The sequence below is a fragment of the Novosphingobium resinovorum genome, assembly GCF_036352595.1.
GTDB classification, from domain to species: Bacteria; Pseudomonadota; Alphaproteobacteria; order Sphingomonadales; family Sphingomonadaceae; genus Novosphingobium; species Novosphingobium resinovorum_B.
In genome coordinates this window covers 146,130-169,063 of record NZ_JAZFAX010000001.1, presented here as the reverse complement: position 1 = coordinate 169,063, position 22,934 = coordinate 146,130, and the positions used below count along the sequence as shown (strand labels likewise).

Below are 22,934 nucleotides of genomic sequence, written 5' to 3'. Positions count from 1 at the left end.
TGTCCATACGCTCTGGCGCAGCCGGAAAGACGCGGCTAAGGGCTCCCCCATGAGCGGAATCACCCCTGACGTCGTCGAGGCGCATGGCCTCAATCCCGAAGAATACGAGCGCGTCCTGAATGCGCTGGGCCGCGAGCCGAACCTCGTGGAACTCGGCATTTTCTCGGTGATGTGGTCGGAGCACTGCTCGTACAAGTCGAGCCGCTTCCACCTCAAGAAGCTCCCCACCGAGGCGCCCTGGGTGATTTGCGGCCCCGGCGAGAACGCCGGCGTGATCGACATCGGCGACGGCCAGGCCGCCATCTTCAAGATGGAAAGCCACAACCACCCCAGCTATATCGAGCCTTATCAAGGCGCTGCGACCGGCGTGGGCGGCATCCTGCGCGACGTCTTCACGATGGGCGCGCGCCCGGTGGCGAACATGAACGCCCTGCGCTTCGGCCGTCCGGACCACCCCAAGATGAAGCACCTCGTCAAGGGCGTCGTCGCGGGCATCGGCGGCTACGGCAACTGCGTGGGCGTGCCTACGGTGGGCGGCGAGACGAACTTCCACAAGGCTTACGACGGCAACATCCTCGTCAACGCGATGACCGTCGGCGTCGCCGATACGAACAAGATCTTCTATTGCGCCGCCACTGGCCTCGGTAATCCGATCGTTTACGTCGGTTCCAAGACCGGCCGCGACGGCATCCACGGCGCCACCATGGCCTCGGCCGACTTCGGCGACGACATCGACGAAAAGCGCCCCACCGTGCAGGTCGGCGATCCCTTCGTCGAGAAGCTGCTGATCGAGGCCTGCCTCGAACTGATGGCGACCGACGCGATCGTCGCGATCCAGGACATGGGCGCGGCCGGCCTCACCTCCTCGTCGGTCGAGATGGCCAGCAAGGGCGGCGCCGGCATTCGCCTAAACATGAACAAGGTGCCCTGCCGCGAAGAGGCGATGACGCCTTACGAAATGATGCTCAGCGAAAGCCAGGAGCGCATGCTCATGGTGCTCCAGCCCGGCAAGGAAGCCATGGCCGAGGCCATCTTCAAGAAGTGGGAACTGGACTTCGCGGTAATCGGCGAAGTCACCGATACCGGCCACATGGTGCTGGAATTCAACGGCGAAGTGGTCTGCGACATCCCGCTCGGCCCCCTCGCCGATGATGCGCCGGAGTACGAGCGTCCTTACGTCTCGCCTGAGGAATACAAGGCCTGGGCAGCCGTCCCGGCCCTCGGCGAAGTGCCGGAAAGCACCGATCTCGGCGCCGACCTCATCAAGCTGATGGGCGGCGCGGACCTCGCGTCGCGCAAGTGGATCTGGGAGCAGTACGACAGCCAGGTCGGCGCGGACACCATGCAGAAGTCCGGCGGCGACGCAGCCGTCGTGCGCGTCCACGGCACGCAGAAGGCGCTGGCGATCAGCACCGACTGTAGCCCGCGCTATTGCTACGCCGACCCCTACGAGGGCGGCAAGCAGGCGGTCGCCGAGACGTACCGCAACATCAGCGCGGTCGGCGGGTTGCCGCTGGCGATCACCAACTGCCTCAACTTCGCCAACCCGCAGCGCCCCGAGATCATGGCGCAGATCGTCGGCTGCCTGAACGGCATGGGCGATGCGTGCCGCGCGCTGGACTACCCGATCGTCTCGGGCAACGTCTCGCTCTACAACGAATCGAAGGCCACCGGCGGCGGCTCTGCGATCCTGCCGACCCCGGCGATCGGCGGCGTCGGCATCCTCGCCGACCATGACCAGATGGCAACAGTGGCGTTCAAGGCCGAGGGCGAGGAAATCTTCCTGCTCGGCGGCGAAGGAACGCACCTTGGTCAGTCGCTCTGGCTCAAGGACATCGCAGGCCATGAAGCCGGTGATGCACCGAAGGTCGACCTGAAGGCCGAAGCCCACAACGGCGGCATGGTCCGCGGCTGGATCGGCGAAGGCAAGGTCACGGCAGTCCATGACGTCAGCGACGGCGGCCTGATCGTCGCGCTGGCCGAGATGGCGCTGGCAAGCGGCCTCGGCTGCACGCTGGACGCGGACCTCACCACCGCGCAGGCGTTCGGCGAGGACCAGTCGCGCTATGTCGTGACCGCACCGGCGGGAACTGTCCTGCCGGAAGCGGTGAAGATCGGCACCGTCGGCGGCACCGCGGTCGCGGGCGTGGAGATCGCCGCGCTGCGTGAAGCCAACGAGGCCTTCTTCAAGGACTGGATGGAGGGCTGAGCGCCCTTCCCCCGGTCCTTCGGGACACAATAAAACCCCGGCGCTCGAAGGAGCGGCCGGGGTTTTCTTTTGCTTCGCGTCTGGCCGATGGGGCTTCGACAAGCTCAACCTGAGCGGGGACGGGAGGTTTCCCTTCGAACTCGCGCCACCTTGGGAACGGGGCGGTTTACACCAACCCCGCTCACCCTGAGCTTGTCGAAGGGTCGCCCCCCGTGTTTTCAGTACCTTACCAGCTCTTCTTCGGCTTCTTGTGGAACGGCTTGCCGCCGCCGCCACCCGCCGGACGGTCCTGGCGCGGACCGGTCGGGCGCGCGCGATACGGGGCGGAACCTTCGCCGCCGGGACCGTCCGAACGCGGACCATTGCCGTGCGGACGGCGGCCACGACCCTGCGGGCCTTCGCGGTCGCGGCTGCGGTGACGGGCGGCGTCACGCGGCGCATCGGGCGCACGCTCGATGAGGATGGTGGCTTCGTACTCACCGTCCTCGCGCGCGGTGCGGGCGACGGCGCGCTCGAACTGCTCGGCCTGCGCGACGGGGATCTGGAAGTAGGTCTGGTCGCCGTTGATGCGAATCTGGCCGACCGCATCGCGGGTGACATGGCCGCGGCGGCACAGCACCGGCAGGATCCAGCGCGCTTCGGCACGCTCGTCGCGGCCCACGTTCATGCGGAACCAGACGACGTCGTCGAAGCCCGGACGCTCGCGCTTCTGCCGGGATTCGGGCGAATTGCCGAGCAGTTCCTCGGGCTGCGGCATCGCGGCGCGGTGCGCGCGCACAAGCGCGGCGGCGACGTCCTCGGCGCTCAGCGTTTCCAGCACGACCTTCGCCAGTTCGCGGTCGTCGTCCTCGACTTCGACGGGCGCGAGCAGCTTTTCGAGCAGGCGGTCACGGTCCTGTGCGCGGATCGCCTCGGGCGTCGGGGCCTCACCCCACTCGGCCTCGATGCGGGCGCCGCGCAGCATCATCTCGACGCGGCGGCGGCGCGGATACGGCACCAGCAGGACCGCCGTGCCCTTCTTGCCGGCGCGGCCGGTACGGCCCGAACGGTGCTGCAGGGTCTCTGCATCGCGCGGGATCTCGACGTGGACGACGAGGCTGAGCGACGGCAGATCGATGCCGCGCGCGGCGACGTCGGTGGCGACGCAGACCTTGGCGCGGCGGTCACGCAGCGCCTGCAGCGCGTTGTTGCGCTCGTTCTGCGAATGCTCGCCCGAGAGCGCCACGGCGGAGAAGCCGCGCTCAACCAAAGTGGCGTGCAGATGCTTCACGTTGTCGCGCGTGGCGCAGAACAGGATCGCGGTCTCGGCATCGTAGAAGCGCAGCAGGTTCACCACCGCATGCTCGATGTCCGAAGGGGCGACGGTCACCGCCTTGTAGGCGATATCACCGTGGCCGCGGTTCTCGCCGACGGTGGAGATGCGCAGCGCGTTCTTCTGGTAACGCTGGGCCAGCGCCTCGATCGGGCGCGGCATGGTGGCCGAGAACAGCAGCGTGCGGCGGGTTTCCGGCGTCGCATCGAGCAGTTCCTCCAGATCCTCGCGGAAGCCCATGTCGAGCATCTCGTCGGCTTCGTCCAGCACCACGGCGCGCAAGTCCGAGAGGTCGAGCTTGCCGCGCTCGAGGTGATCGCGCAGGCGCCCCGGCGTGCCGACGACGATCGCCGCGCCGCGCTCGAGCTGCTTGCGCTCCTTCACCGGGTCCATGCCGCCGACGCAAGTGACGATGCGGGCGTGGGTCTTGGCATAGAGCCATTCCAGCTCGCGGCTGACCTGCTGCGCCAGTTCGCGCGTCGGCGCGATCGCCAGCGCCAGCGGCCGGGCGGCGAAGGCCAGTTGATCGTCGGCGAGCAGTTCGTCGGCCATGGCGAGGCCGAAGGCGACGGTCTTGCCCGAACCGGTCTGGGCCGACACGACGAGGTCGCGGCCCTTGGCCTCCGACTCGGTGACGGCGGCCTGGACCGGGGTCAGGGTCTCATAGCCATGGCCAGTGAGAGCTTCGGCGAGAAGCGCGGGAATCTGCGGAAAAGTCATTATAAGGTCAACGAGTCCTGCCGCACCAAGGCGGCTTTCAAAGAGCATCGGGAGGGCTGCGTGGACGCCCTCAGGCGCACCGGTTGAGCGCCCCATAGACCAAAGTGCGCAGATATGCGCGCTCCAAATTCACTTGCGAGCGATTCGCCCCTCAGACGCCCTGACCCCAGAGCGACCGGGGCGACGACCGGGCATCCACCTCTCGTTCGGGCAACTGGTCGAAGCTCGGTTCGAAGCCGAGCTGGACGTACATCTCGCGTTCGAGGAACGGGGCGGCGTCGCCGGCGCTCATGTCGACCCGCGCGCACTCGCCGAGCCCTGGCAGGCTGGTTCGAAAAAGTCCTTTTCGGACAACGCCATAGCGCATGAAATCACCCCTTGGCAAAGCCGGCCCGGCTTGCGGATGGCCCGGCTAACGATCCGTCATGCGGCGATCAAGCCGGCGGTGATCTTGTCATAATTCCGCAAGATCGCCAGCCCCGTCCCTGCATGCGCCCCGGATGCCCTTGAGCACGCTGGCGCACTTGCCCATACTCGCCCCGGCATGAACCCTTCCGCTCCCGCCGCGCCTTCGATCGGCGCGCTCGTCGCCACCGACCCCGCGCGCGCCCTGCCCCTGCTGCGTGACGCGATCCTGCGCCGGCCCGACGACGCCCCGGCCCATCGCCTGCTCGGCAAGACCTTGCGCGCCCTCGGCCATGACGAGGAGGCGGCGCTGGCCGAAGGCGAGGCGATCCGCGCCTCCTCGCGCGATCCCGAACTCGTCGCCATCGCCCGCGCGCTCGTCGCCGGAGACCTCCCGGTCGCCGAGAGCGGCCTGCGCCAAAGGCTGCGCGAACAGCCCACCGACGTGGCCGCGATCCGGATGATGGCGGAACTGGCCGGCCGCATCGGCCGCAACCGCGACGCCGAGGCACTGCTGCGCCGCGCCCTCGAACTGGCGCCCGGCTTCACGGCGGCGCGCGCCAATTTGGCGATCGTGCTCTATCGCCAGGCCCGCTTCGCCGAGGCCCTCGCCGAACTGGACGCGGTGCTGGCGGCAGGCGGCGCGCAGGCGGGCGACCTCAACTTGCGCGCGGCCACGCTGGGCCGCATCGGCGACTACGAGCAGGCACGCGACCTCTATGCGCGGCTGACCGAGACTTTCCCCGATCACGCCAAGCTGTGGATGAGCCACGGCCATATCCTCAAGACGCTGGGCGAACAGGCCGCCAGCGTCGCCGCCTATCGCCGCGCCATCACCATCGAGCCCGGCCTCGGCGAAGTCTGGTGGAGCCTTGCGAACCTCAAGACCTGGCGCTTCGAGGACGGCGACGTCGCGGCGATGGAGGCCGCGCTGGAACGCGACGACCTCTCCGACGACGACCGGCTCCACCTCCATTTCGCGCTCGGCAAGGCGCTCGACGACCAGCGCGAGGCGGAGCGCGCCTTCGCGCACTATGCGCAAGGCAACCGTATCCGGAGCGAGCAACTGGACCACGATCCCGAGGCGATCGCAGCGCAGGTCGATGCCGCGATCGCCACGATCACGCCCGAACTGGCGGCGCGCTGGCGGCAGGCGGGACACCCCTCGCCCGAGCCGATCTTCATCCTCGGCCTGCCGCGCGCGGGCTCGACGCTGATCGAGCAGATCCTCGCCAGCCATTCGCAAGTCGAGGGCACGATGGAACTGCCCGACATTCCCGCCATCGCCCTGCGTGAGGCGCATGCCCATGGCGGCTCGCTGCGCGACTGGCCGCGTGCCGTGGCCGCCATGTCCGATGCGCGGCGCGCCGAACTGGGCGCGGAATTCCTCGATCGCACGCGCATCCAGCGCAAGACCGACAAGCCGTTCTACATCGACAAGCTGCCCAACAACTGGGCCTATCTCGGCCTGATCGCGGCGATCCTGCCCAACGCCCGGATCATCGATGCCCGGCGCGAACCGCTGGACTGCTGCTTTTCGAACTTCCGCCAGCATTTCGCCCGCGGGCAGGCGTTCTCCTACGACCTGGCGCACATCGGGCGCTACTATGCCGACTATGTGCGGGCGATGGCGCATTACGACGCGGTCATGCCCGGCCGCGTCCACCGGGTGATCCACGAGCGGCTGCTCGACGATCCCGAAAGCGAGGTCCGCGCCCTGCTCGCGCACCTCGGGCTGGAATTCGAGGAGGCGTGCCTGCAGTTCCACACCAACACCCGCGCCGTGCGCACCGCATCGAGCGAACAGGTGCGCCGCCCGATCAATCGCGACGGAGTGGGCCAGTGGCGGCCCTACGAGGCCTGGCTCGGTCCGCTCAAGGCAGCACTGGGGGATCTGCCGGAACGGTACGACCGGTAGGTTCGCAGCGCCGTGCGGCGGGGGCTTCGACAAGCTCAGCCTGAGCGGGATTTGAGGTCTGCGCCGCCTTCGCTCATCCTGAGCTTGTCGAAGGGTCGCACCCAAGCTTTCCGAAGTCCGTCGCCAAGCCACCCTATGAAGCAGTGCGCCCGCCCGGCACCACGCGCCTGAAGAATTGTGGCGAAAATGTCATAGATTGCACTGCACAATAAGCATTACCCGCCCGACCTATTGTCAAAGCTCATGAATTGTGGCCGCTTCCGCATAGGGCAAGCACAGGGGGAAATGCGAGTGGTCACGTCGCGTTTGGGTTGTCGTCGCAGCGCCATGGTCGCGCTGCTGGGTTCGTCCGCTCTTGCTGCAGCGCAACCCGCGCTTGCGCAGAGTGCCGCCGCCGGTGCTCCGGCCGCCAAGTCCGAAGAGGGTGACGTCATCCTCGTCACCGCGCAGAAACGCACCGAGAACCTGCAGGACGTGCCGATCGCGATCACCGCGCTGGGCACCGAGAAGCTGCGCGACCTGCAGGTCAAGGAACTGCAGGACGCGGTCAAGTACATCCCCTCGGTGACGATCCAGACAGTCCAGCCCGGTTTCAGCCAGGTCTACTTCCGCGGCGTCGCCTCGGGCGAGAACGCCAACCACTCGGCCTCGCTGCCGACGGTGGGCACGTACCTCGACGAGATGCCGATCACCACGATCCAGGGCGCGCTCGACATCCACGCCTACGACATCGCCCGGGTGGAGGCGCTGGCGGGGCCGCAGGGCACGCTCTACGGCGCCAGTTCGATGGCCGGCACGATCAAGATCGTCACCAACAAGCCTGATTACTCTGGTACTTACGGCGCCGGCGATTTCGAGATCAATTCGGTCGCGCACGGCGACATGGGCGGCGTCGCGCAGGGGTTCGTGAACCTCAGGCTGTCGGACCGCTCGGCGCTGCGCGTGGTCGGCTGGTATCGCCATGACGGCGGCTATATCGACAACGTCGCCGGCAGCCGTACCTACCCGGTCTCGGGCATCACCCAGGACAATGCGCGGTACGTCAAGAGCGACTACAACGACGTCGATACCTACGGCGCCCGCATGGCGCTGGGCATTGAACTGGACGACGACTGGACGATCACCCCGACGCTGATGGGCCAGGTCCAGAAGACCCACGGCAGCTTCGCGCAGGAACGTTCCAGCGCGGTGAGCGGGAAGCTCCAGACCGTCCAGTACAATCCGGAAGGCAGCAAGGACGAATGGTACCAGGCCGCGCTCACCGTCGAGGGCAAGGTGGGCAACTGGGATCTGGTGGCGACCGGCGGCATCCTCAACCGCAAGGACCGCACCGAATCCGACTATTCGGACTACTCGTACTTCTATGACGCGCTCTACGGCTCGGGCGCCTATCTCTACGACAACGCGGGCGATCTCGTCAGCCCCAACCAGTACATCCAGGGGCGCGACAGATACCGCCGCCAGTTCGGCGAAGTGCGCATCTCCTCACCGCAGGACAGCCGCCTGCGCCTGATCGCGGGCCTGTTCGCGCAGCGCCAGTCGCACCTCATCACGCAGAACTACATCATCGACGGCATCGCCGATGCCATCACCGTGCCCGGCACCGACAGCGACATCTGGCTGACCAAGCAGAAGCGCGTCGACCGGGACTATGCCGCCTTCGGCGAACTGAGCTTCGACATCACCGACAAGCTGACCGCCACCGGGGGCCTGCGCGTCTACAACTACAAGAACTCGCTGGTCGGCTTCTTCGGCTACAGCGACGGCTTCTCCAGCCGCACCGGCGTCGCCGCCTGCTTCGCCGAGGCCAAGGTCAAGGGATCGCCCTGCACCAACCTCGACAAGTCGACCTCGGACACCGACTTCATCCACAAGTTGAACCTGACCTACAAGTTCTCGCCCGACGCGCTGGTCTATGCCACCTGGTCGCGCGGCTTCCGGCCCGGCGGCATCAACCGGCGATCGACGCTGCCGCCCTATGGCCCGGACAAGCTCGACAACTACGAGATCGGCTGGAAGACGATGCTGGGCCCGATCCGCTTCAACGGCGCGGTCTACCAAGAGGACTGGAACGACATCCAGCTCTCGTTCCTGGGCGAAAACGGGCTGACGCTGATCCGCAACGCCGGCGTCGCGCGCATCCGGGGCATCGAGTTCGACCTCGGCTACCGCAGGAACGGCCTGTCGCTGAGCCTCGGCGGCAGCTTCAACGATGCGACCATCCGCAAGGACTTCTGCAAGATCGCGACGCCGAGCTTCGACTGCTCGGTGAACGTCGACCTCGACGGCAGCGGCGCGATCGACGACGACAGCGAGATCAACGACACCCTTGCCCCCAAGGGCACGCGCCTGCCGATCACCGCCAGGTTCAAGGGCAACGCCATCGCCCGCTACGAATTCCCGGCGGGCGAATGGAAGGGCCATGTCCAGCTTGCGGTCAACTACATCGGCAAGCGCCGCAGCGACCTGCGCAACGCCGAGAACGCCATCAAGGGCGAGTTCGCCGCTTATACCACCGCCGATTTCAGCGTCGGGCTCAAGGGCGACAACTGGCGGGCGGAACTCTTCGCGAGCAACCTGTTCGACAGCAACGGCGTCATCAACAGCTCGGTCCAGTGCCTGGAGACGACCTGCGGCGATCCCGATGGTGCCAGCAGTACCGGCGGCGTTTTCTACGACTACGTGATCCGGCCGAGGGTGATCGGGCTCAAGATCGGCCGGGATTTCTGATCGCCGGGATACCGAAGGGTTGAACCTGCCCAAAGGACAGGACGGCCGCCTCGGCCTCGTGGCGGCCATGGCGCTGGTCATGGGCAACATGATCGGCTCGGGCGTGTTCCTGCTGCCCGCCAGCCTCGCCCCCTTCGGCTGGAACGCGGTGGCCGGCTGGGTGGTGACGACGGCGGGCGCGATGGTGCTGGCCTATGTCTTCGCACGGCTGACGCGGGCGCTGCCGGATGCGGGCAGTCCCTCGGGCTTCGTCTCGGCCGCGTTCGGGGCCACGGCGGGCTTCTTCATCAGCTGGATCTACCTCGTCTCGATCTGGACGACGGTGGCGACCATCGCGGTCGCCGCCGTCAGCTATCTCTCGGCGATCACGCCCGGGCTTGCCGGGGCGCCGTTCCGTCCGGCGCTGGCCGCGCTCGGGCTGGTCTGGCTAACGGCGCTGGTGAACCTGCGCGGGGTGCGCGCCGCCGGGGGCTTTCAGGTGGTGACGATGGCGCTCAAGGTCGTGCCGCTGCTGGTGGTGATCGTCATCGCCGCGCTGCTACTCGGGCGCGGAGAGGCGCACATCCTGCCCGTCGATGCCGTCCCGGTGACGCCGGGCTCGGTCAACGCGGCGGCGACGCTGACGCTCTGGGCGCTGCTCGGCTTCGAATCCGCCAGTATCGCCGCCGCACGGGTGCGCGATCCGGAAGTGAACATCGCCCGCGCCACGCTGTGGGGCACGGCGCTGACCGGCGCGCTCTACCTGCTGGTATGCTCGGCGATCGCGCTGCTGCTGCCGATGGCGGTCGCCGCCGCCTCGCCAGCGCCGTTCGCGACGTTCGTGGCGCGCTACTGGAACGGCACGGCGGCGGCGCTGGTCACCGTGTTCGCGGTCGTCAGTTGCATCGGCGCGCTCAACGGCTGGACTTTGCTGGAGGCGGAAATGTCGCGCGACATGGCCGCCCGCCGCCTGCTGCCGCGCTGGTTCGCCGCAACCGATGCGGCCGGCACGCCCCGGCGCGCGCTGCTGGTCTCCACCGGAATCGCCACGCTGTTCGTGGTCATGAACGGCTCGCGCTCGATGCAGGGGCTGTTCGAGTACCTGTTGCTGCTGTCCACCTCGGCGACGCTATGGCTCTACCTCGCCTGCGCGATGGCGGCATGGAAGCTGCGCGTCTGCCGCCCGTTCGCCGCGATCGGCGCAGCCTACGCGCTATGGACCCTGTGGGGCGCCGGGATCGGGGCGAGCGGCCTGAGCTTCATCCTCATGGCGCTGGGCCTGCCGCTGTGGCTATGGACGCGCCGCGACGGCTAGAGCAGCGCGTCGAGCCATTTCTCCACCAGCATCTCGGCTTCCTCCGGCGTGAACGGCGCCTTGCCCAGGCTCAGTTCCAGCCAGAGCCCGTCGATCAGCGCGGTCAGCGCCACCGCCGGCAGGCGGGCGTCGGCGATGTCGGGACGCAGCGCTCGGATCAGCGCCTCGATGCCCCCCCGGAACTCCGCATAGATTTCGGCGTGGAGCGCACCGATTCCCGCATCCACCGGGGTCATGCTCCAGAACGCCAGCCAGGTCGCCAGCAGCCCCGGATCGGCGATCGGCGGCCGGAAGCTGGCGGCCAAGTACGCGAGCAGCCGCGCGCGCGGATCCTCGCCCGCCGCCGCGACCGCCTCGGCCAGCGCCGCCTCGACCCGGCCTCCGGCCCAGCGATAGGCCTCGGCGATCGCCTGTCCGACCCCGCCGAAATAGTGCCGCAGCAGCCCCGGCGAGACCCCCGCCTCCGCGCAGATCGCCCGCACCGAAGTGCCCGCGACGCCATGCAGCGCAAGGCACCGCGCGGTCGCCTCCACCAGACTGCGCCGGCGGTCGTCGGGATGTTCGCGGGTGAAGGCCCCGGACGAGGCCCGAGAGAAGGATTGATGATCGTCCATAGGCTTGTTATACGATCGTATAGCAAGGAGCGCGAAATGGCAACCACAGGGGCGTCTCTGGCCGCAGACCATCCCATGACCGATCCGCTGGAAGGCTGGAGCCTGCCGGCCTGGACGTATTCCGACGCCGAATTCTTCGAAGCGGAAAAGGAACGCGTCTTCGCGCCCAGTTGGCAGGTGGTGTGCCACGAAAGCGACCTGCCCCGGCCCGGCGACTGGCACACGCTCGACTACATCGGCGAAAGCGTCGTCGTCGTGCGCGGTGCCGACGGTGCCTTGCGGGCCTTCACCAATGTCTGCCGCCATCGCGGCTCGCGCATCGTCGATGGCGCCAGCGGCTGCGCCCGGAAGCTGGTGTGCCCCTATCACGCCTGGGTCTACGAACTCGACGGCACCCTCACCGGCGTGCCCGACAGCGCCAGCTACCCCGCCTTCGACAAGGCCCGCCATGGCCTTTCGCCGGTGCAGAGCGAGGTCTGGCGCGGCTTCGTGTTCGTGCGGCTGGTGGACGACGGCGGCCCCTCGGTGGCGCGGATGATGGCCCCGTACGAGGCCATGGTCGCGCCCTATCGCTTCGAGGAACTCAAGGCGCTGGGCCGCGTCACCCTGCGCCCGCGCGCGGTCAACTGGAAGAACATCGGCGACAACTATTCCGACGGCCTGCACATCCCCGTCGCCCACCCCGGCCTCACCCGCCTGTTCGGCCGCAGCTACGGCGTCGAGGCCACGGATCACGTCGATCGCATGTGGGGCGACCTGATGGAGGCGCCCTCGCGCAACTGGTCGGAGCGGATGTACCAGCGGCTGCTGCCCCCCGTCCCGCACCTTCCGGCCAAGCGGCAGCGCCACTGGCTCTACTTCAAGCTGTGGCCCAACGTCGCCTTCGACATCTACCCGGACCAGGTCGATTTCATGCAGTGGCTGCCGGTCAGCCCGACGACCAGCCTGATCCGCGAGATCAGCTATGTCCTCGACGATGACCGCCGCGAGATGCGCGCCGCGCGCTACCTCAACTGGCGCATCAACCGCGAGGTCAATGCCGAGGATACCGCGCTCATCGCCCGCGTGCAGGCGGGCATGGCCTCGCGCAGCTTCTCGATCGGGCCGCTGTCCGACAAGGAAGTGTGCCTGCGCCACTTCTGCAGGCGCATGCGCGCGTTGATCCCGGCCGCACGCCTCGAACATTCCCCCGCCCCCGGCTGGAGCAAGACCGCATGACCACCCGTTACGACGCGATCATCATCGGCGCCGGCCACAACGGCCTGACCTGCGCCTTCTACCTCGCCCGCGCCGGCCTGCGGGTGCGGGTTCTGGAACGGCGCGACGTGGTCGGCGGCGCCGCGGTGACCGAGGAATTCCACCCCGGCTTCCGCAACTCGGTCGCCAGCTACACCGTCAGCCTGCTGCAGCCCAAGGTCATCGCCGACATGCGCCTGGCCGATCACGGCTACCGTGTGATCGAGCGGCCGATCAGCAACTTCCTGCCGCAGGAGGATGGCGGCCACCTCAAGCTGGGCGGCGGGCTGGAGCGCACGCAGGCGGAATTCCGCCGCTTTTCCGAGCACGACGCCGCTGTGCTCCCCGCCTATTACGACGCGCTCGAAGGCGTGGCCGAAGTGCTGCGCGACCTTGCACTAAAGACCCCGCCCGAGGCCGGCGGCGGCTGGCGCGCGCTGGTCGATGCGGCGCTGCAGGGGCGCAAGCTGGCGGGCCTCTCGATCACGGCGCAGCGCGACGTGCTGGACCTGTTCACCAAGTCCGCGCGCAGCCTGCTCGACGGCTGGTTCGAGAGCGAGGCGGTCAAGGCCGCCTTCGGGTTCGATGCGGTGGTCGGCAACTATGCCTCGCCCGATACGCCGGGCAGCGCCTACGTGCTGCTGCACCATGTCTTCGGCGAGGTGAACGGCAAGAAGGGCGCCTGGGGTCACTCGGTCGGCGGCATGGGCGCGATCACGCAGATCATGGCGAAAGTCTGCCGCGACCTCGGCGTCGAGATCAGCCTGGAAGCGCCCGTCGCGCAAGTGCTGGTCGATGGCGGCAAGGTCGCGGGCGTGCGACTGGAAAGCGGCGAGGAGGTCATGGGCCCGCGCGTGATCGCCAACGTGGGGCCCAAGCTGCTCTACGGCAGGATGATCGCGCCAAGCGACCTCGACGCCGATTTCGCGCGGCGGATGAAGGGCTTCAAGGCCGGCAGCGGCACCTTCCGCATGAACGTGGCGCTGTCCGAACTGCCGCGCTTCACCTGCCTGCCCGAGCCCGGCGAACACCACCAGTCGGGCATCATCATCGCGCCGACGCTCGACTACATGGACCGCGCCTTTACAGACGCCAAGCAGCTCGGCTGGTCGCGGAAACCGATCGTCGAGATGCTGATCCCCTCGACCATCGACGACAGCCTCGCCCCGCCGGGCCAGCATGTCGCCAGCCTGTTCTGCCAGCAGTTCGCGCCCGAACTGCCGGATGGCCGCGACTGGGACGCCGAGGAGGACAAGGCCGCGGACACCATCATCGATACGGTGGAGGAATATGCGCCGGGCTTCCGCGCCTCGATCCTCGGGCGGCAGGTGCTCAGCCCGAAGGGGCTGGAGCGCAAGTTCGGCCTCGTCGGCGGCGACATCATGCATGGCAACCTGACGCTCGACCAGATGTGGTCCGCGCGCCCGGTGCTGGGCCACGGCGCCTATCGCGGGCCGATCAAGGGGCTCTACATGTGCGGCGCGGGCACCCATCCCGGCGGCGGCGTCACCGGTGCGCCGGGGCACAACTGCGCGCACGAGGTGCTCGCCGACAAGCGGGGCCTGGGCGGTGCGTTCCGGCGATTCCGCTGACGGGGCTGCCAGTCATCGCAGCCAACTTCTTTCGTCATTGCGAGCGCAGCGAAGCAATCCACGCCGGTTTATGTTGCCCTGGGTTGCTTCGCTGCGCTCGCAATGACCAAGTGAAGATCAGCCGATCACCGCCCGGATCGTCGCGACGGCGGGGCGGGGCGTGAGGTCGGCGTTGAACAGGCCGAAGTTGTTCATCTCGCTCGTCCCGCCCCAGGCGAACAGTTCGTAGAGGCTGATCGTGTGGACGAAAGGACGCTCCAGCGCCGCCGCGACATCGGAGGCGAGCAGGGTCGCCTGCTGGTCAAGCGTGACCGGCGGCGCGGTGGCGTTCTTCGCGTCCCCGCCGGTCGTGCGGCCCCATTCGGTAAGCACGCCCTGCGCATGGCCGCCCGCCGCCACCTGTTCTCCGAAGCGCGTCAGGCGATCGCCCACCGCCGTCGCCGCGCGCGGATAGACGTGCGCGTTGCCGAAGTCGGCGAAGGCGCCCTGCTCGGCCTGCATGTAGTCGTTGCTGGCGATCAGCGGGATCGCCGCCAGCGCCGGATCGGCGCGCAGGGCGGCGGTAAAGTCGGCGATGAAGGCCATCAGCGCCGGAGCATCGCCGGTGCGAAAGCCCAGCCGGGGATCGCTCTGGCCTTTGTAGGTCACCGGGTTGAGATCGGGCTCGTTGGGAAACTCGATCGCCCAGATCGAGCCGGGCGCGGCGACGAGAAACGCCTTCAGGTCCGCCAGCGTCGTCGCGATCGCCCGCACCGAAAGCGTGAAGCAGAACCGCACACCCTCCCGCGCGAGGCCGACATAGGTGTTCCAGCCGGGCGTCCCGGAGTACGGCTCCCGGCAGCGCATCCTGCGCACGCCGCCCAGCTGGTCGAGCGCGGGCACGATGTTGCGCACCTTGTAGAGTGAGCCGGTGTCCTGCGGCCGCCCCTGCACCATGATCCGCTCGACCCGCAAGGTCGCGGCCAGAACCGGCGCGCGCATGAACGGCAACACGGCCAGTCCGGCCATCACCTGCCTGCGGGAAAGGGTGTTCAACATGGTGCGGCCTCCCAGCGATGGAGTTAGCCCTGCAACGCGCCGAAAGTCCCGGGGGTGGCGGAAATTTAATCCGCGCCGGAGCTTTCGCTCACTTCACCGCCGCGCCGCCCTTCATCACATGCGCCACGCTTTCCAGCACCCGCACGTCGGCGAGCGGGTCACCGCTGACCGCGATCATGTCGGCGAACTTGCCCGGCGCGATCGAGCCGAGTTCCTTCTCGTGCCCGATCAGCGTCGCGGCATCGAGGCTGGCGGCGCGGATCGCCTGCGCCGGGGTCATTCCATAACGGACCATGTAGGCGAATTGCCGCGCGTTGAGCCCATGCGGATAGACCCCCGCATCCGTGCCGAAAGCCAGCTTCACGCCCATCCGCACCGCCTTGGCGAAAGCGTCGCGCTGTTCCTGCGTGGTCTCACGGTTCTTGCGCAAGTATTCGGCGGGCCAGCCTTCGCGGGTGCCCTGCTGGTCGATCCAGTCGCCGTCGTAGATGTCCATCACCAGCCAGACGCCGGCCTTTCTGGCCATCGCCAGCCCCTCGTCGTCGATGAGGCTGGCATGCTCGATGCTGCGCACGCCCGCGCGGATCGCCGCCTTGATCCCTTCCGCGCCATGGGCATGGGCGGTGGCGTAGCTGCCATGCGCCCGCGCGACCTCGACCACAGCGCGCATCTCGTCGTCCGAGAGTTCGACCTGCCCCGGCTCGGTCCCCATCGCCAGCACCGCGCCGGTGGCGATCATCTTGATGAAGTCGGCGCCGTGGTCGAACAGGTACTGCGTCTTCTCGCGCGCCTCGCCGGCATTGCGCACCACGCCGAGGCGCATGTCGGCCGGAAGCTGGTCGTTCGGCACGACGCCGTTGAGTTCCCCGCCGCCGCCCGGCACGGTGATGTAGGCGCCCGCCACGTACATGCGCGGCCCCGGGACCAGCCCTGCCGCGATCGCATCACGCAAGGCGACGTCGGTGAGCCCGCGATAGGTGCCGACGTCGCGGACGGTGGTGAAGCCGGCCTCCAGCGTCTGCCGGGCATGATAAGCCCCCAGCAGCGCCGTCGCCTGCGGCGAGGTCTTGAGCGGCGCGGCCACATCGGCGCTCCCGCTCACGTCGGCGAGGTGGGTGTGCAGGTCGATCAGCCCCGGCAGCACCGTATAGGCCGACCAGTCGAGCACTTGCGCGCCCGGCGGCGGCGGCGCGCAGGGTTCGACGCGGGCGATCCGCTCCCCCTCGACCAGAACGCATTGCCCCGCCTTCGCCGTCCCGCTCTCGACATCGACCAGCCGCCCGGCCCGAACGTAGAGCGAGGCCGCCGCAGCCGGCACCGCGAGCCCGGCGAGAAGCGTGCCCAGGCACGCGGCCAGACACGCGCCCAGATACCGACCGGGCAGCGCCAGCCGCTTCACTTGCCCGCCAGATCCTTGAGCAGCGTGGTGTAGTAGACCACGCCCGGCGCGATGTTGAGCAGCCCGATCCGCTCGTTGAGACCGTGCGCGAACTCGTCGGAATCCTTTATCATCGAGGCGCTGGCGCCATAGCTGGGCACGCCGACCGCGCGATACCACATCGAATCCGACGCGCCCGAGGACTGCGACGGGGTGATCGGTACCGGCCCCCACGCCGCCTTCACCGCCTTGCCGGCCGCCGCCACGAAGTCCGGCCGCACCGGCGAGGCGGGCGCCTCGATCGAATCGTCGCCGGTGACGTCGGCGAACTTCGCCGCCGGCATCGCCGCGACCTTTTCCAGCTCGGCCATGATCTGCGCGCGGGTGTGGCCGGGGAAGATGCGGCAGTTGATGTTGGCGACCGCGCTCTGCGGCAGCGCGTTCTGCGCATGCCCGCCCGAGATCATCGTCGGCACGCACGTCGTCGAGACTTTGCCGACGGTCGCCGGATTGGCGCGCAGCACCGCGAGCGCGGCCGGATCGTCGGGATTGGCGACGAAGGCCTTCATCGCCGCGGCCAGTTCGGCGTCGGGCTCGATCTTCGCGGCGCCGCTCCAGTAGGCGCGGGTGACGTCGTTGAGTTCCGGCTTGAAGCGATAGGCGCCGATCCGCGTCATCGCCTCGGACAATTGCACGATCGCGTTCTCGGCGCGCGGCGCGGAACTGTGGCCCCCGGCGCTGGTCACCGTCACGGTGTAGTCGACGTAAGTCTTCTCGGCCCCCTGCCAGCTCCAGTAGAGCGGCTTGCCGGTCTTTTCCGACAGCGATCCCGAAGATCCGTCCACGTTGAGCACGAGTTCGGCGTTCTTCAGGCGCTGGGCGATCACCTTGGAGGTATCCATGGTGGTCTCCTCGTCACCGGAATAGGCGATGACGATGCTGCGCTTCGGCCTGAACCCCTCGCGCCGCAGTTCGATCATCGAGGACAGCGCCAGCGCGGCCTCGAACTTGGTATCGCTGGCCCCGCGCCCGTAGAGGTAGCCGTTCTCGACCACCGGGGTGAACGGATCGCGCTCCCAGTCCGCCGGCCTGGCCTCCACCACGTCCATGTGGGCGGAAATGACGATCGGCTTGAGCGACGGGTCGGAACCGGGCCAGGTCGCAATCAGGTAGGCGGTGTCGTCCAGCGGCACGATCTCGATGTCGCCGGGCTGCCAGCCGGCCTTGAGTAGTGCATCGCGGAACAGCGCGGCGACTTCGCCGGTCTTGTTGCCCGGCCCCCTGACCGAGCGCAGGGCGATCGCCTGCTTCGACAAGTCCAGCACCTGCTTCTCCGCCTCGGGATGGCCCTTGGCCTGCGCGCCCGTGGTGACCAGCAGGCTCGCGCCGAGCGACAGCAGTACCGGAAGAGAATAGCGCATCGCGTCGAAGCCCCTGATGTTCGTCTTGACCGGCCCGGGGCGAAGAATCGCCGGGCACCGGCAAGGCCATCCTGTGCGCCCGGCGCCGCTTGCGCAATGGCATGCGAACATCCCGCATGGCAGGACGCAATCATGAACATGGCTCATCGCTCCATGAACGCATGGCGCTCTAATACCGGCGGGAAAAAGCGCCTATCACGCAGATGCAGCATTCCGGCTCGAGCCGGTTACTGATCCCATTCGTCCCCTCCGACAGCAAGGAACACCCATGCAAGTCAAAGCCTATGGCGCCCATGCCGGCGACAAGCCGCTCGAAGCCATGACCATCGAGCGCCGCGAGCCCGGCCCGCGCGACGTCGAGATCGAGATCACCTACTGCGGCGTCTGCCATTCGGACCTGCACACGGTTCGCGCCGAATGGGGCGGCACGTTGTTCCCCTGCGTGCCCGGCCACGAGATCGTCGGCACCGTGCGCAGCGTCGGCGCCGAAGTGACCCGCTTCACCGTCGGCCAGACCGTCGGCGTGGGCTGCATGGTCGACAGCTGCGGGCATTGCGGCTCGTGCCACGACCATCTGGAGCAGTACTGCGAGAACGGCTTCACCGGCACCTACAACGCGTCCAGCGCCGATGCGCCGGGGCACACCCTGGGCGGCTATGCGCGCGGCATCGTCGTCGACGAGGGCTTCGTCCTGTCGATCAGCCACCCGGCCGAGCAACTCGCCGCCGTGGCGCCGCTGCTGTGTGCCGGCATCACCACGTATTCGCCGCTGCGCCACTGGAACGCCGGTCCGGGCAAGAAGGTCGGCGTCGTCGGCATCGGCGGCCTCGGCCACATGGCGATCAAGATCGCGCATGCCATGGGCGCCGAAGTGATCGCCTTCACCTCGACCCCGGCCAAGCGCAAGGACGCGACCGACCTTGGCGCCGACGCCGCCGTCGTCACCCGCGAGCCCGAGGAAATGGCCGCCCACGCCGGGACGTTCGACCTCATCATCGACACCGTCGCGGCCAGCCACGATCTCGATACTTACGTGAACCTGCTCAAGCGCGACGGCGCACTGGTCATGCTCGGCGTGCCTGAGCATCCCCACCCCTCGCCCACCGTCGGCGGGCTGATCTTCGGCCGCAAGACGATCGCAGGCTCGCTCATCGGCGGCATTGCCGAAACCCAGGAAATGCTCGATTTCTGCGCCGAGCACGGCATCGTCTCGGATATCGAGATGATCCGCATCCAGCAGATCGACGAAGCCTACGAACGCATGCTGCGCAGCGACGTGCGCTATCGCTTCGTGATCGACAGCGCTTCGCTCGAAGCGGCCTGACGACGACCCGGCCGAAGGGCGCGGCTGCCACCGACGCAGTCGCGCCCTTGCGGCGAAAGCAGTGTGAAAGGGAGCTTCCCGCCAGGGCGGGCATGCCGCAAGAGGCAGGAGGTTGGTGCGCCCGACGGGATTCGAACCCATGGCCCCCAGATTAGGAATCTGGTGCTCTATCCGGCTGAGCTACGGGCGCACGCCGGGGCCTCCTAGCCTCTGCCGCGCGGCTTGGCAATCAGTTCGCCTGCTCCGGCGGCACGACCGGGAAAGGCAGCGGCATCAGGCCGATGCCTTCCTCGAGCAATTCCCTGGCCTCGGCGACCGTCGCCTGGCCGTGGATCGTCTCCGCCTCGGCTTCGCCGTAGTGCATCGCGCGGGCATCCTTGACGAAACTGCCGCCGACATAGCGCGAGGATTTGAGAGCCTCCGCCTGCATCGTCGCCAGCGCCCGCATCATCTCCGCAGCCTGCGCGGGCGACGGCCCATCGCTCGGCGCCTCCGGTGCGGGAGACTGCGGAACGACCGCCTTCGACCGAGAAGGAACGCGATCGGGCAACTGGTTGCCCTTGCGCGACAGGCGCGGGGCCTGGACGGCCTTGCCGACCTGATCCGAACCGCAATGCGGACACGCGACCAGTCCGCGTTCGTGCTGGCGCGCGAAGTCTTCCGAGGACTTGAACCAGCCCTCGAAACGATGGGCGCCGTCGCGGCATTCCAGGTCGTAGACGATCATGGCCGTGCCTGTCCGGTGATCGGCCGCCGATTGGCCAGGCTCGGCAGTTGCGCGCGCACGTCGGCGATCCGGCCGGGATCGATATCGACGAAGCCCACGCCCGCCGTGCCGCCATCGTCGGCGCCGCCCATGTCCAGCAGCACTTCCCCCCAGGGATCGACCGCGAGCGAGTGGCCGTACGTCTCGCGCCCGTCCTCGTGCAGCCCGACTTGCGCGGCCGACAGGACGAAGGCGCTGGCCTCCACCGCGCGGGTGCGCTGGAGGAGGTGCCAGTGCGCGCGCCCGGTCGGCACGGTGAAGGCGGCGGGGCAGGCGATCAGGTCGCAGCGCGCCTGGCCCAGCGCCTCGAACAGCGCGGGAAAGCGGATGTCGTAGCAGATCGCGAGGCCGAGCCGGCCAAGCGGCGTCTCCACCGTCACCACCGCGTCACCGGGCGTATAGGCATTCGATTCGCGCCACGTTTCGCCCGTGGCGAGATCGACGTCGAACATGTGCATCTTGTCGTAGCGGGCGCGGATCTCGCCGCTGTCGTCGATCACGAAGGCGCGGTTGGCCCACTTGCCGTCCTCGCGCGCGATGGCGAGCGAGCCGAGGTGGATCCACAGCCCTTCGCGGCGCGCCGCTTCCCGCGCCGCCGCCAGGACGACGTCGTCGCCCTCCTGGCGGATCGCCGCGCGGGCACGGTCGCGCTTGCGATCGAGCAGGCCCGACATCTCAGGCGTGAACAGCATCGCGGCGCCCCCGCCGCGCGCCGCGCGCGCCGCCGCGGCGATCGCCTCGGCGTTCGCCAGCGGGTCGATCCCCGTGGTCATCTGGAACAGCGCGGCGCGCGTCATCGTCATCGCCTGCGCATCACAGGCCGAGGATCGGGTCGAGCTTGCCCTCGCGGTCGAGCGCGTTGATATCGTCGAACCCGCCATAGGCCTTGTCATCGACCAGGATCTGCGGAACCGTGCTGGCGCCGGGGACGCGCTCGAGCATCTCGGCGCGCCTGGGCCCACCCATCGTCAGGTCGTATTCCTCGTAGGCGACACCCTTCTTGTCGAGCAGCGACTTGGCGGCGACGCAGTAGGGGCAGCCCCACTTGGTGTAGATCTCGATCTTCGGCTGGCTCATGCCAAACTCCATTCAGGCGACCCTTGAAAGGGCGGCTCGCTATCATATCTAGTGTGTCGAGTCATGGCCCGCCATGGGCATGACTCATCGACGAGGCGCCGGGATTTTTCGGGCCTCACCCCACGAAGATTGCTCATTGGAGGATTTTTGTCATGAACCGCATCGATTTCTCGCCCTATCGCCGCACCATGGTCGGCTTCGACCGCCTTTTCGACATGATCGAGAACCAGGCGCGTGCCACTTCGGGCGACAAGTACCCCCCCTTCAACATCGAACGCCGCGGCCAGGACGCCTATCGCATCACCCTTGCGGTCGCGGGCTTCAAGCCGGCCGACATCGACATCACCGCGCAGGCCAACCTGCTGGTGGTCAAGGGCCACAAGCCCGATGAGGCCGCCGATGGCGAGATGCTGCACGTCGGCATCGCCCAGCGCGGGTTCGAGCGTCGCTTTGAACTGGCCGACTACGTCCGCGTCGATGCCGCCGACCTCGCCGACGGGCTGCTCGTCATCGACCTCGTGCGCGAGGTTCCCGAGGCCATGAAGCCCAAGAAGGTCGCGATCGGCGGCAATCGCCTTTCCGTCGTCGAAGGCGACGGGGAAAGCACCGCCGCGGCCTGATCTACGGCATCGTCCCTAACGCATACGTCCCTTGGGGGGCGGCCCGCACGATCGGGCCGCCCCTTTTGCATGGCAGCCCCTTTTTCATGGCGGCCCCTTTTTCATGGCGGCCCCTTTTTCATGGCGGCCCCTTTTTCATGGCGGCCCCTTTTGCATGGCGGCTTGCGCATAACGCACGGCTGGCGCCGAATTAGCGCTCGCCCGGTGGCGCCCCGGACGTTACGCGCATGCGTCATGCTCCGGAATGCCTGCCCATGAGTGCGATCCTCGGGATCGTCCTGCCGATCTTCTCGCTGATCTTCGCCGGCTGGCTGGTCCGCCGCATCGGCGTGATGGGCCCGCAGGCCAGCGGCGAACTCAACCGCTTCGTGGTCTATCTGGCGCTGCCCGCGCTGCTGTTCGAGATCGTCGCCAAGTCGGACTGGGGCACCTTGTGGCAGCCCCATTTCGTCGCCGTGTTCACCGTGAGCACCCTGGCGATCTTCGCCCTGACCGTCCTGCTGCACGCTCGCCGCGCGGGGTTCGAGGCGGACGGGCCCGTGCTCGGGCTGGCTGCGGCATACCCGAACACCGGGTTCCTGGGATTTCCCCTGCTGCTCGCCGCGCTCGGGCCCGCCAGCAAAGCGCTGACGCTGATCGCGACGATCATCGTCGCCTGCGTCCTGTTCGCGGGTGCGATCGTGCTGATCGAGATTCGCCTCCACGTCGGCAGCCACCCCTTGCGGGTCGCCGCCAAGGTCGGCCGGTCGCTGGCGACGAACCCGCTGATCGTGGCGCCGGTCATCGCCTGCTTCTTTCCGGCGACCGGCCTGGCCGTGCCCGCCCCGCTCGGCGCCTTCCTCAAGCTCCTGGGCGCCGCCGCATCGCCGGCCGCGCTGGTCGGGCTGGGGCTGTTCCTCGGCGAGAAGCGCGAAGCGGCGCAAGGCACCGGCCTGCTGACGGCGGGGCTGGTCACGCTCAAGCTGGTCGTCCAGCCCGCCCTCGCCTGGCTGCTGGCGGTCACGCTGTTCCCGCTCGACCCGCCGGCGCGCCATGCCGCCGTGCTGCTGGCGATGCTGCCGACCGGCACCGGGCCGTTCATGCTGGCCGAATTCTATCGCCGCGAAGCCAGCGTGACCGCGCGGGTGATCCTGATCTCCACCATCCTGTCGATCCTGACGGTATCGGCCTATCTCGCCGTGACAGGCTGAAGACGCGAACTGGCCGGACCGACGGATACGCGCGGCACACCGGCTGGCATCGCGCAGCGGCAAGCGCTACCTTGCGTCCATGGCCGAGGG

Annotated in this window: 18 protein-coding genes and 1 tRNA gene; 9 read left to right on the top strand and 10 right to left on the bottom strand. The window is 68.2% G+C overall.

Going from position 1 to position 22,934, the window contains the following annotated elements; all coding sequences use genetic code 11:
- Window positions 1-49 precede the first annotated feature (49 nt).
- On the top strand, window positions 50-2,209 hold the full coding sequence (purL, locus tag V2S85_RS00845) for a phosphoribosylformylglycinamidine synthase subunit PurL (protein WP_330700987.1): 2,160 nt from the start codon (window positions 50-52) through the stop codon (window positions 2,207-2,209).
- A 226-nt stretch (window positions 2,210-2,435) separates the two neighbouring features.
- Here purL and V2S85_RS00840 read toward each other — a convergent pair whose 3' ends face one another.
- The gene (locus V2S85_RS00840; protein ID WP_330700986.1) at window positions 2,436-4,241 is read right to left on the bottom strand and encodes a DEAD/DEAH box helicase; all 1,806 of its coding nucleotides are present in this window, start codon (window positions 4,239-4,241) and stop codon (window positions 2,436-2,438) included.
- A gap of 151 nt (window positions 4,242-4,392) precedes the next feature.
- Window positions 4,393-4,608: a hypothetical protein gene (locus tag V2S85_RS00835; protein ID WP_330700985.1), complete on the bottom strand. Its 216-nt coding sequence runs from the start codon at window positions 4,606-4,608 to the stop codon at window positions 4,393-4,395.
- Window positions 4,609-4,785: 177 nt separating this feature from the next.
- Here V2S85_RS00835 and V2S85_RS00830 point away from each other — a divergent pair, with 177 nt between their 5' ends.
- From V2S85_RS00830 to V2S85_RS00820, 3 genes are all read left to right on the top strand, one after another.
- Window positions 4,786-6,564, top strand: coding sequence for a tetratricopeptide repeat-containing sulfotransferase family protein (locus V2S85_RS00830; protein ID WP_330700984.1), 1,779 nt, complete (start codon window positions 4,786-4,788; stop codon window positions 6,562-6,564).
- A gap of 285 nt (window positions 6,565-6,849) precedes the next feature.
- A complete protein-coding gene (locus tag V2S85_RS00825) occupies window positions 6,850-9,294 on the top strand; it encodes a TonB-dependent receptor (RefSeq protein WP_330700983.1) in 2,445 nt (814 codons plus the stop codon).
- A gap of 19 nt (window positions 9,295-9,313) precedes the next feature.
- Complete coding sequence (locus V2S85_RS00820) at window positions 9,314-10,588, top strand: amino acid permease (RefSeq protein ID WP_330700982.1); 1,275 nt, start codon at window positions 9,314-9,316, stop codon at window positions 10,586-10,588.
- Here the strand turns inward: V2S85_RS00820 and V2S85_RS00815 are convergent.
- Window positions 10,585-11,202: a TetR family transcriptional regulator C-terminal domain-containing protein gene (locus tag V2S85_RS00815; protein WP_330700981.1), complete on the bottom strand. Its 618-nt coding sequence runs from the start codon at window positions 11,200-11,202 to the stop codon at window positions 10,585-10,587. The two genes, V2S85_RS00820 and V2S85_RS00815, sit on opposite strands and share 4 nt — an antisense overlap.
- A 36-nt stretch (window positions 11,203-11,238) precedes the next feature.
- On the opposite strand from V2S85_RS00815, the gene V2S85_RS00810 reads away from it, so the two are divergent.
- Together V2S85_RS00810 and V2S85_RS00805 are read left to right on the top strand one after the other, a co-directional pair.
- On the top strand, window positions 11,239-12,420 hold the full coding sequence (locus V2S85_RS00810; protein WP_330700980.1) for an aromatic ring-hydroxylating dioxygenase subunit alpha: 1,182 nt from the start codon (window positions 11,239-11,241) through the stop codon (window positions 12,418-12,420).
- Window positions 12,417-14,030, top strand: coding sequence for an NAD(P)/FAD-dependent oxidoreductase (locus V2S85_RS00805; RefSeq protein WP_330700979.1), 1,614 nt, complete (start codon window positions 12,417-12,419; stop codon window positions 14,028-14,030). The genes V2S85_RS00810 and V2S85_RS00805 overlap by 4 nt, the downstream gene beginning before the upstream one ends.
- Before the next feature lie 117 nt (window positions 14,031-14,147).
- Here V2S85_RS00805 and V2S85_RS00800 read toward each other — a convergent pair whose 3' ends face one another.
- The 3 genes from V2S85_RS00800 to V2S85_RS00790 form a co-directional block, all read right to left on the bottom strand.
- Window positions 14,148-15,068: a calcium-binding protein gene (locus V2S85_RS00800; RefSeq protein ID WP_330700978.1), complete on the bottom strand. Its 921-nt coding sequence runs from the start codon at window positions 15,066-15,068 to the stop codon at window positions 14,148-14,150.
- An 88-nt stretch (window positions 15,069-15,156) separates the two neighbouring features.
- Window positions 15,157-16,458, bottom strand: coding sequence for an amidohydrolase family protein (locus V2S85_RS00795; protein ID WP_419198156.1), 1,302 nt, complete (start codon window positions 16,456-16,458; stop codon window positions 15,157-15,159).
- Between the two features lie 5 nt (window positions 16,459-16,463).
- Window positions 16,464-17,867: a M20/M25/M40 family metallo-hydrolase gene (locus V2S85_RS00790; protein ID WP_330700977.1), complete on the bottom strand. Its 1,404-nt coding sequence runs from the start codon at window positions 17,865-17,867 to the stop codon at window positions 16,464-16,466.
- Window positions 17,868-18,135: 268 nt separating this feature from the next.
- Here V2S85_RS00790 and V2S85_RS00785 point away from each other — a divergent pair, with 268 nt between their 5' ends.
- A complete protein-coding gene (locus tag V2S85_RS00785) occupies window positions 18,136-19,191 on the top strand; it encodes an NAD(P)-dependent alcohol dehydrogenase (protein ID WP_330700976.1) in 1,056 nt (351 codons plus the stop codon).
- 113 nt (window positions 19,192-19,304) lie between these two features.
- Here V2S85_RS00785 and V2S85_RS00780 read toward each other — a convergent pair.
- The 4 genes from V2S85_RS00780 to grxC all read right to left on the bottom strand — a co-directional run bounded on the left by V2S85_RS00780 (window position 19,305) and on the right by grxC (window position 21,034).
- Window positions 19,305-19,381: transfer RNA gene (locus tag V2S85_RS00780), tRNA-Arg, on the bottom strand.
- A 39-nt stretch (window positions 19,382-19,420) separates the two neighbouring features.
- Complete coding sequence (locus V2S85_RS00775; RefSeq protein WP_330700975.1) at window positions 19,421-19,918, bottom strand: DUF1178 family protein; 498 nt, start codon at window positions 19,916-19,918, stop codon at window positions 19,421-19,423.
- Window positions 19,915-20,754, bottom strand: coding sequence for a carbon-nitrogen hydrolase family protein (locus V2S85_RS00770; RefSeq protein WP_330701375.1), 840 nt, complete (start codon window positions 20,752-20,754; stop codon window positions 19,915-19,917). Before V2S85_RS00770 ends, V2S85_RS00775 begins: the two co-directional genes overlap by 4 nt.
- A gap of 16 nt (window positions 20,755-20,770) precedes the next feature.
- Window positions 20,771-21,034 carry a glutaredoxin 3 gene (gene grxC / locus V2S85_RS00765; RefSeq protein ID WP_330700974.1) on the bottom strand — a complete coding sequence of 88 codons (264 nt, stop codon included), beginning with the start codon at window positions 21,032-21,034 and terminating at the stop codon, window positions 20,771-20,773.
- 152 nt (window positions 21,035-21,186) lie between these two features.
- Between grxC and V2S85_RS00760 the strand changes: the two genes are divergently transcribed.
- A complete protein-coding gene (locus V2S85_RS00760) occupies window positions 21,187-21,654 on the top strand; it encodes an Hsp20 family protein (protein ID WP_330700973.1) in 468 nt (155 codons plus the stop codon).
- Window positions 21,655-21,908: 254 nt separating this feature from the next.
- Window positions 21,909-22,844, top strand: coding sequence for an AEC family transporter (locus tag V2S85_RS00755; protein ID WP_330700972.1), 936 nt, complete (start codon window positions 21,909-21,911; stop codon window positions 22,842-22,844).
- The last annotated feature ends 90 nt before the right edge of the window (window positions 22,845-22,934 follow it).

What these genes read in the sequence shown, in the direction of transcription:
- V2S85_RS00825 (WP_330700983.1), top strand. Translation starts at nt 6,850, where the DNA reads ATGCGAGTGGTCACGTCGCGTTTGGGTTGTCGTCGCAGCGCCATGGTC.
- V2S85_RS00815 (WP_330700981.1), bottom strand. Translation starts at nt 11,202, where the DNA reads ATGGACGATCATCAATCCTTCTCTCGGGCCTCGTCCGGGGCCTTCACC.
- purL (WP_330700987.1), top strand. Translation starts at nt 50, where the DNA reads ATGAGCGGAATCACCCCTGACGTCGTCGAGGCGCATGGCCTCAATCCC.
- V2S85_RS00835 (WP_330700985.1), bottom strand. Translation starts at nt 4,608, where the DNA reads ATGCGCTATGGCGTTGTCCGAAAAGGACTTTTTCGAACCAGCCTGCCA.
- V2S85_RS00790 (WP_330700977.1), bottom strand. Translation starts at nt 17,867, where the DNA reads ATGCGCTATTCTCTTCCGGTACTGCTGTCGCTCGGCGCGAGCCTGCTG.
- grxC (WP_330700974.1), bottom strand. Translation starts at nt 21,034, where the DNA reads ATGAGCCAGCCGAAGATCGAGATCTACACCAAGTGGGGCTGCCCCTAC.
- V2S85_RS00830 (WP_330700984.1), top strand. Translation starts at nt 4,786, where the DNA reads ATGAACCCTTCCGCTCCCGCCGCGCCTTCGATCGGCGCGCTCGTCGCC.
- V2S85_RS00755 (WP_330700972.1), top strand. Translation starts at nt 21,909, where the DNA reads ATGAGTGCGATCCTCGGGATCGTCCTGCCGATCTTCTCGCTGATCTTC.
- V2S85_RS00785 (WP_330700976.1), top strand. Translation starts at nt 18,136, where the DNA reads ATGCAAGTCAAAGCCTATGGCGCCCATGCCGGCGACAAGCCGCTCGAA.
- V2S85_RS00800 (WP_330700978.1), bottom strand. Translation starts at nt 15,068, where the DNA reads ATGTTGAACACCCTTTCCCGCAGGCAGGTGATGGCCGGACTGGCCGTG.
- V2S85_RS00840 (WP_330700986.1), bottom strand. Translation starts at nt 4,241, where the DNA reads ATGACTTTTCCGCAGATTCCCGCGCTTCTCGCCGAAGCTCTCACTGGC.
- V2S85_RS00805 (WP_330700979.1), top strand. Translation starts at nt 12,417, where the DNA reads ATGACCACCCGTTACGACGCGATCATCATCGGCGCCGGCCACAACGGC.
- V2S85_RS00810 (WP_330700980.1), top strand. Translation starts at nt 11,239, where the DNA reads ATGGCAACCACAGGGGCGTCTCTGGCCGCAGACCATCCCATGACCGAT.
- V2S85_RS00770 (WP_330701375.1), bottom strand. Translation starts at nt 20,754, where the DNA reads ATGACGCGCGCCGCGCTGTTCCAGATGACCACGGGGATCGACCCGCTG.
- V2S85_RS00775 (WP_330700975.1), bottom strand. Translation starts at nt 19,918, where the DNA reads ATGATCGTCTACGACCTGGAATGCCGCGACGGCGCCCATCGTTTCGAG.
- V2S85_RS00760 (WP_330700973.1), top strand. Translation starts at nt 21,187, where the DNA reads ATGAACCGCATCGATTTCTCGCCCTATCGCCGCACCATGGTCGGCTTC.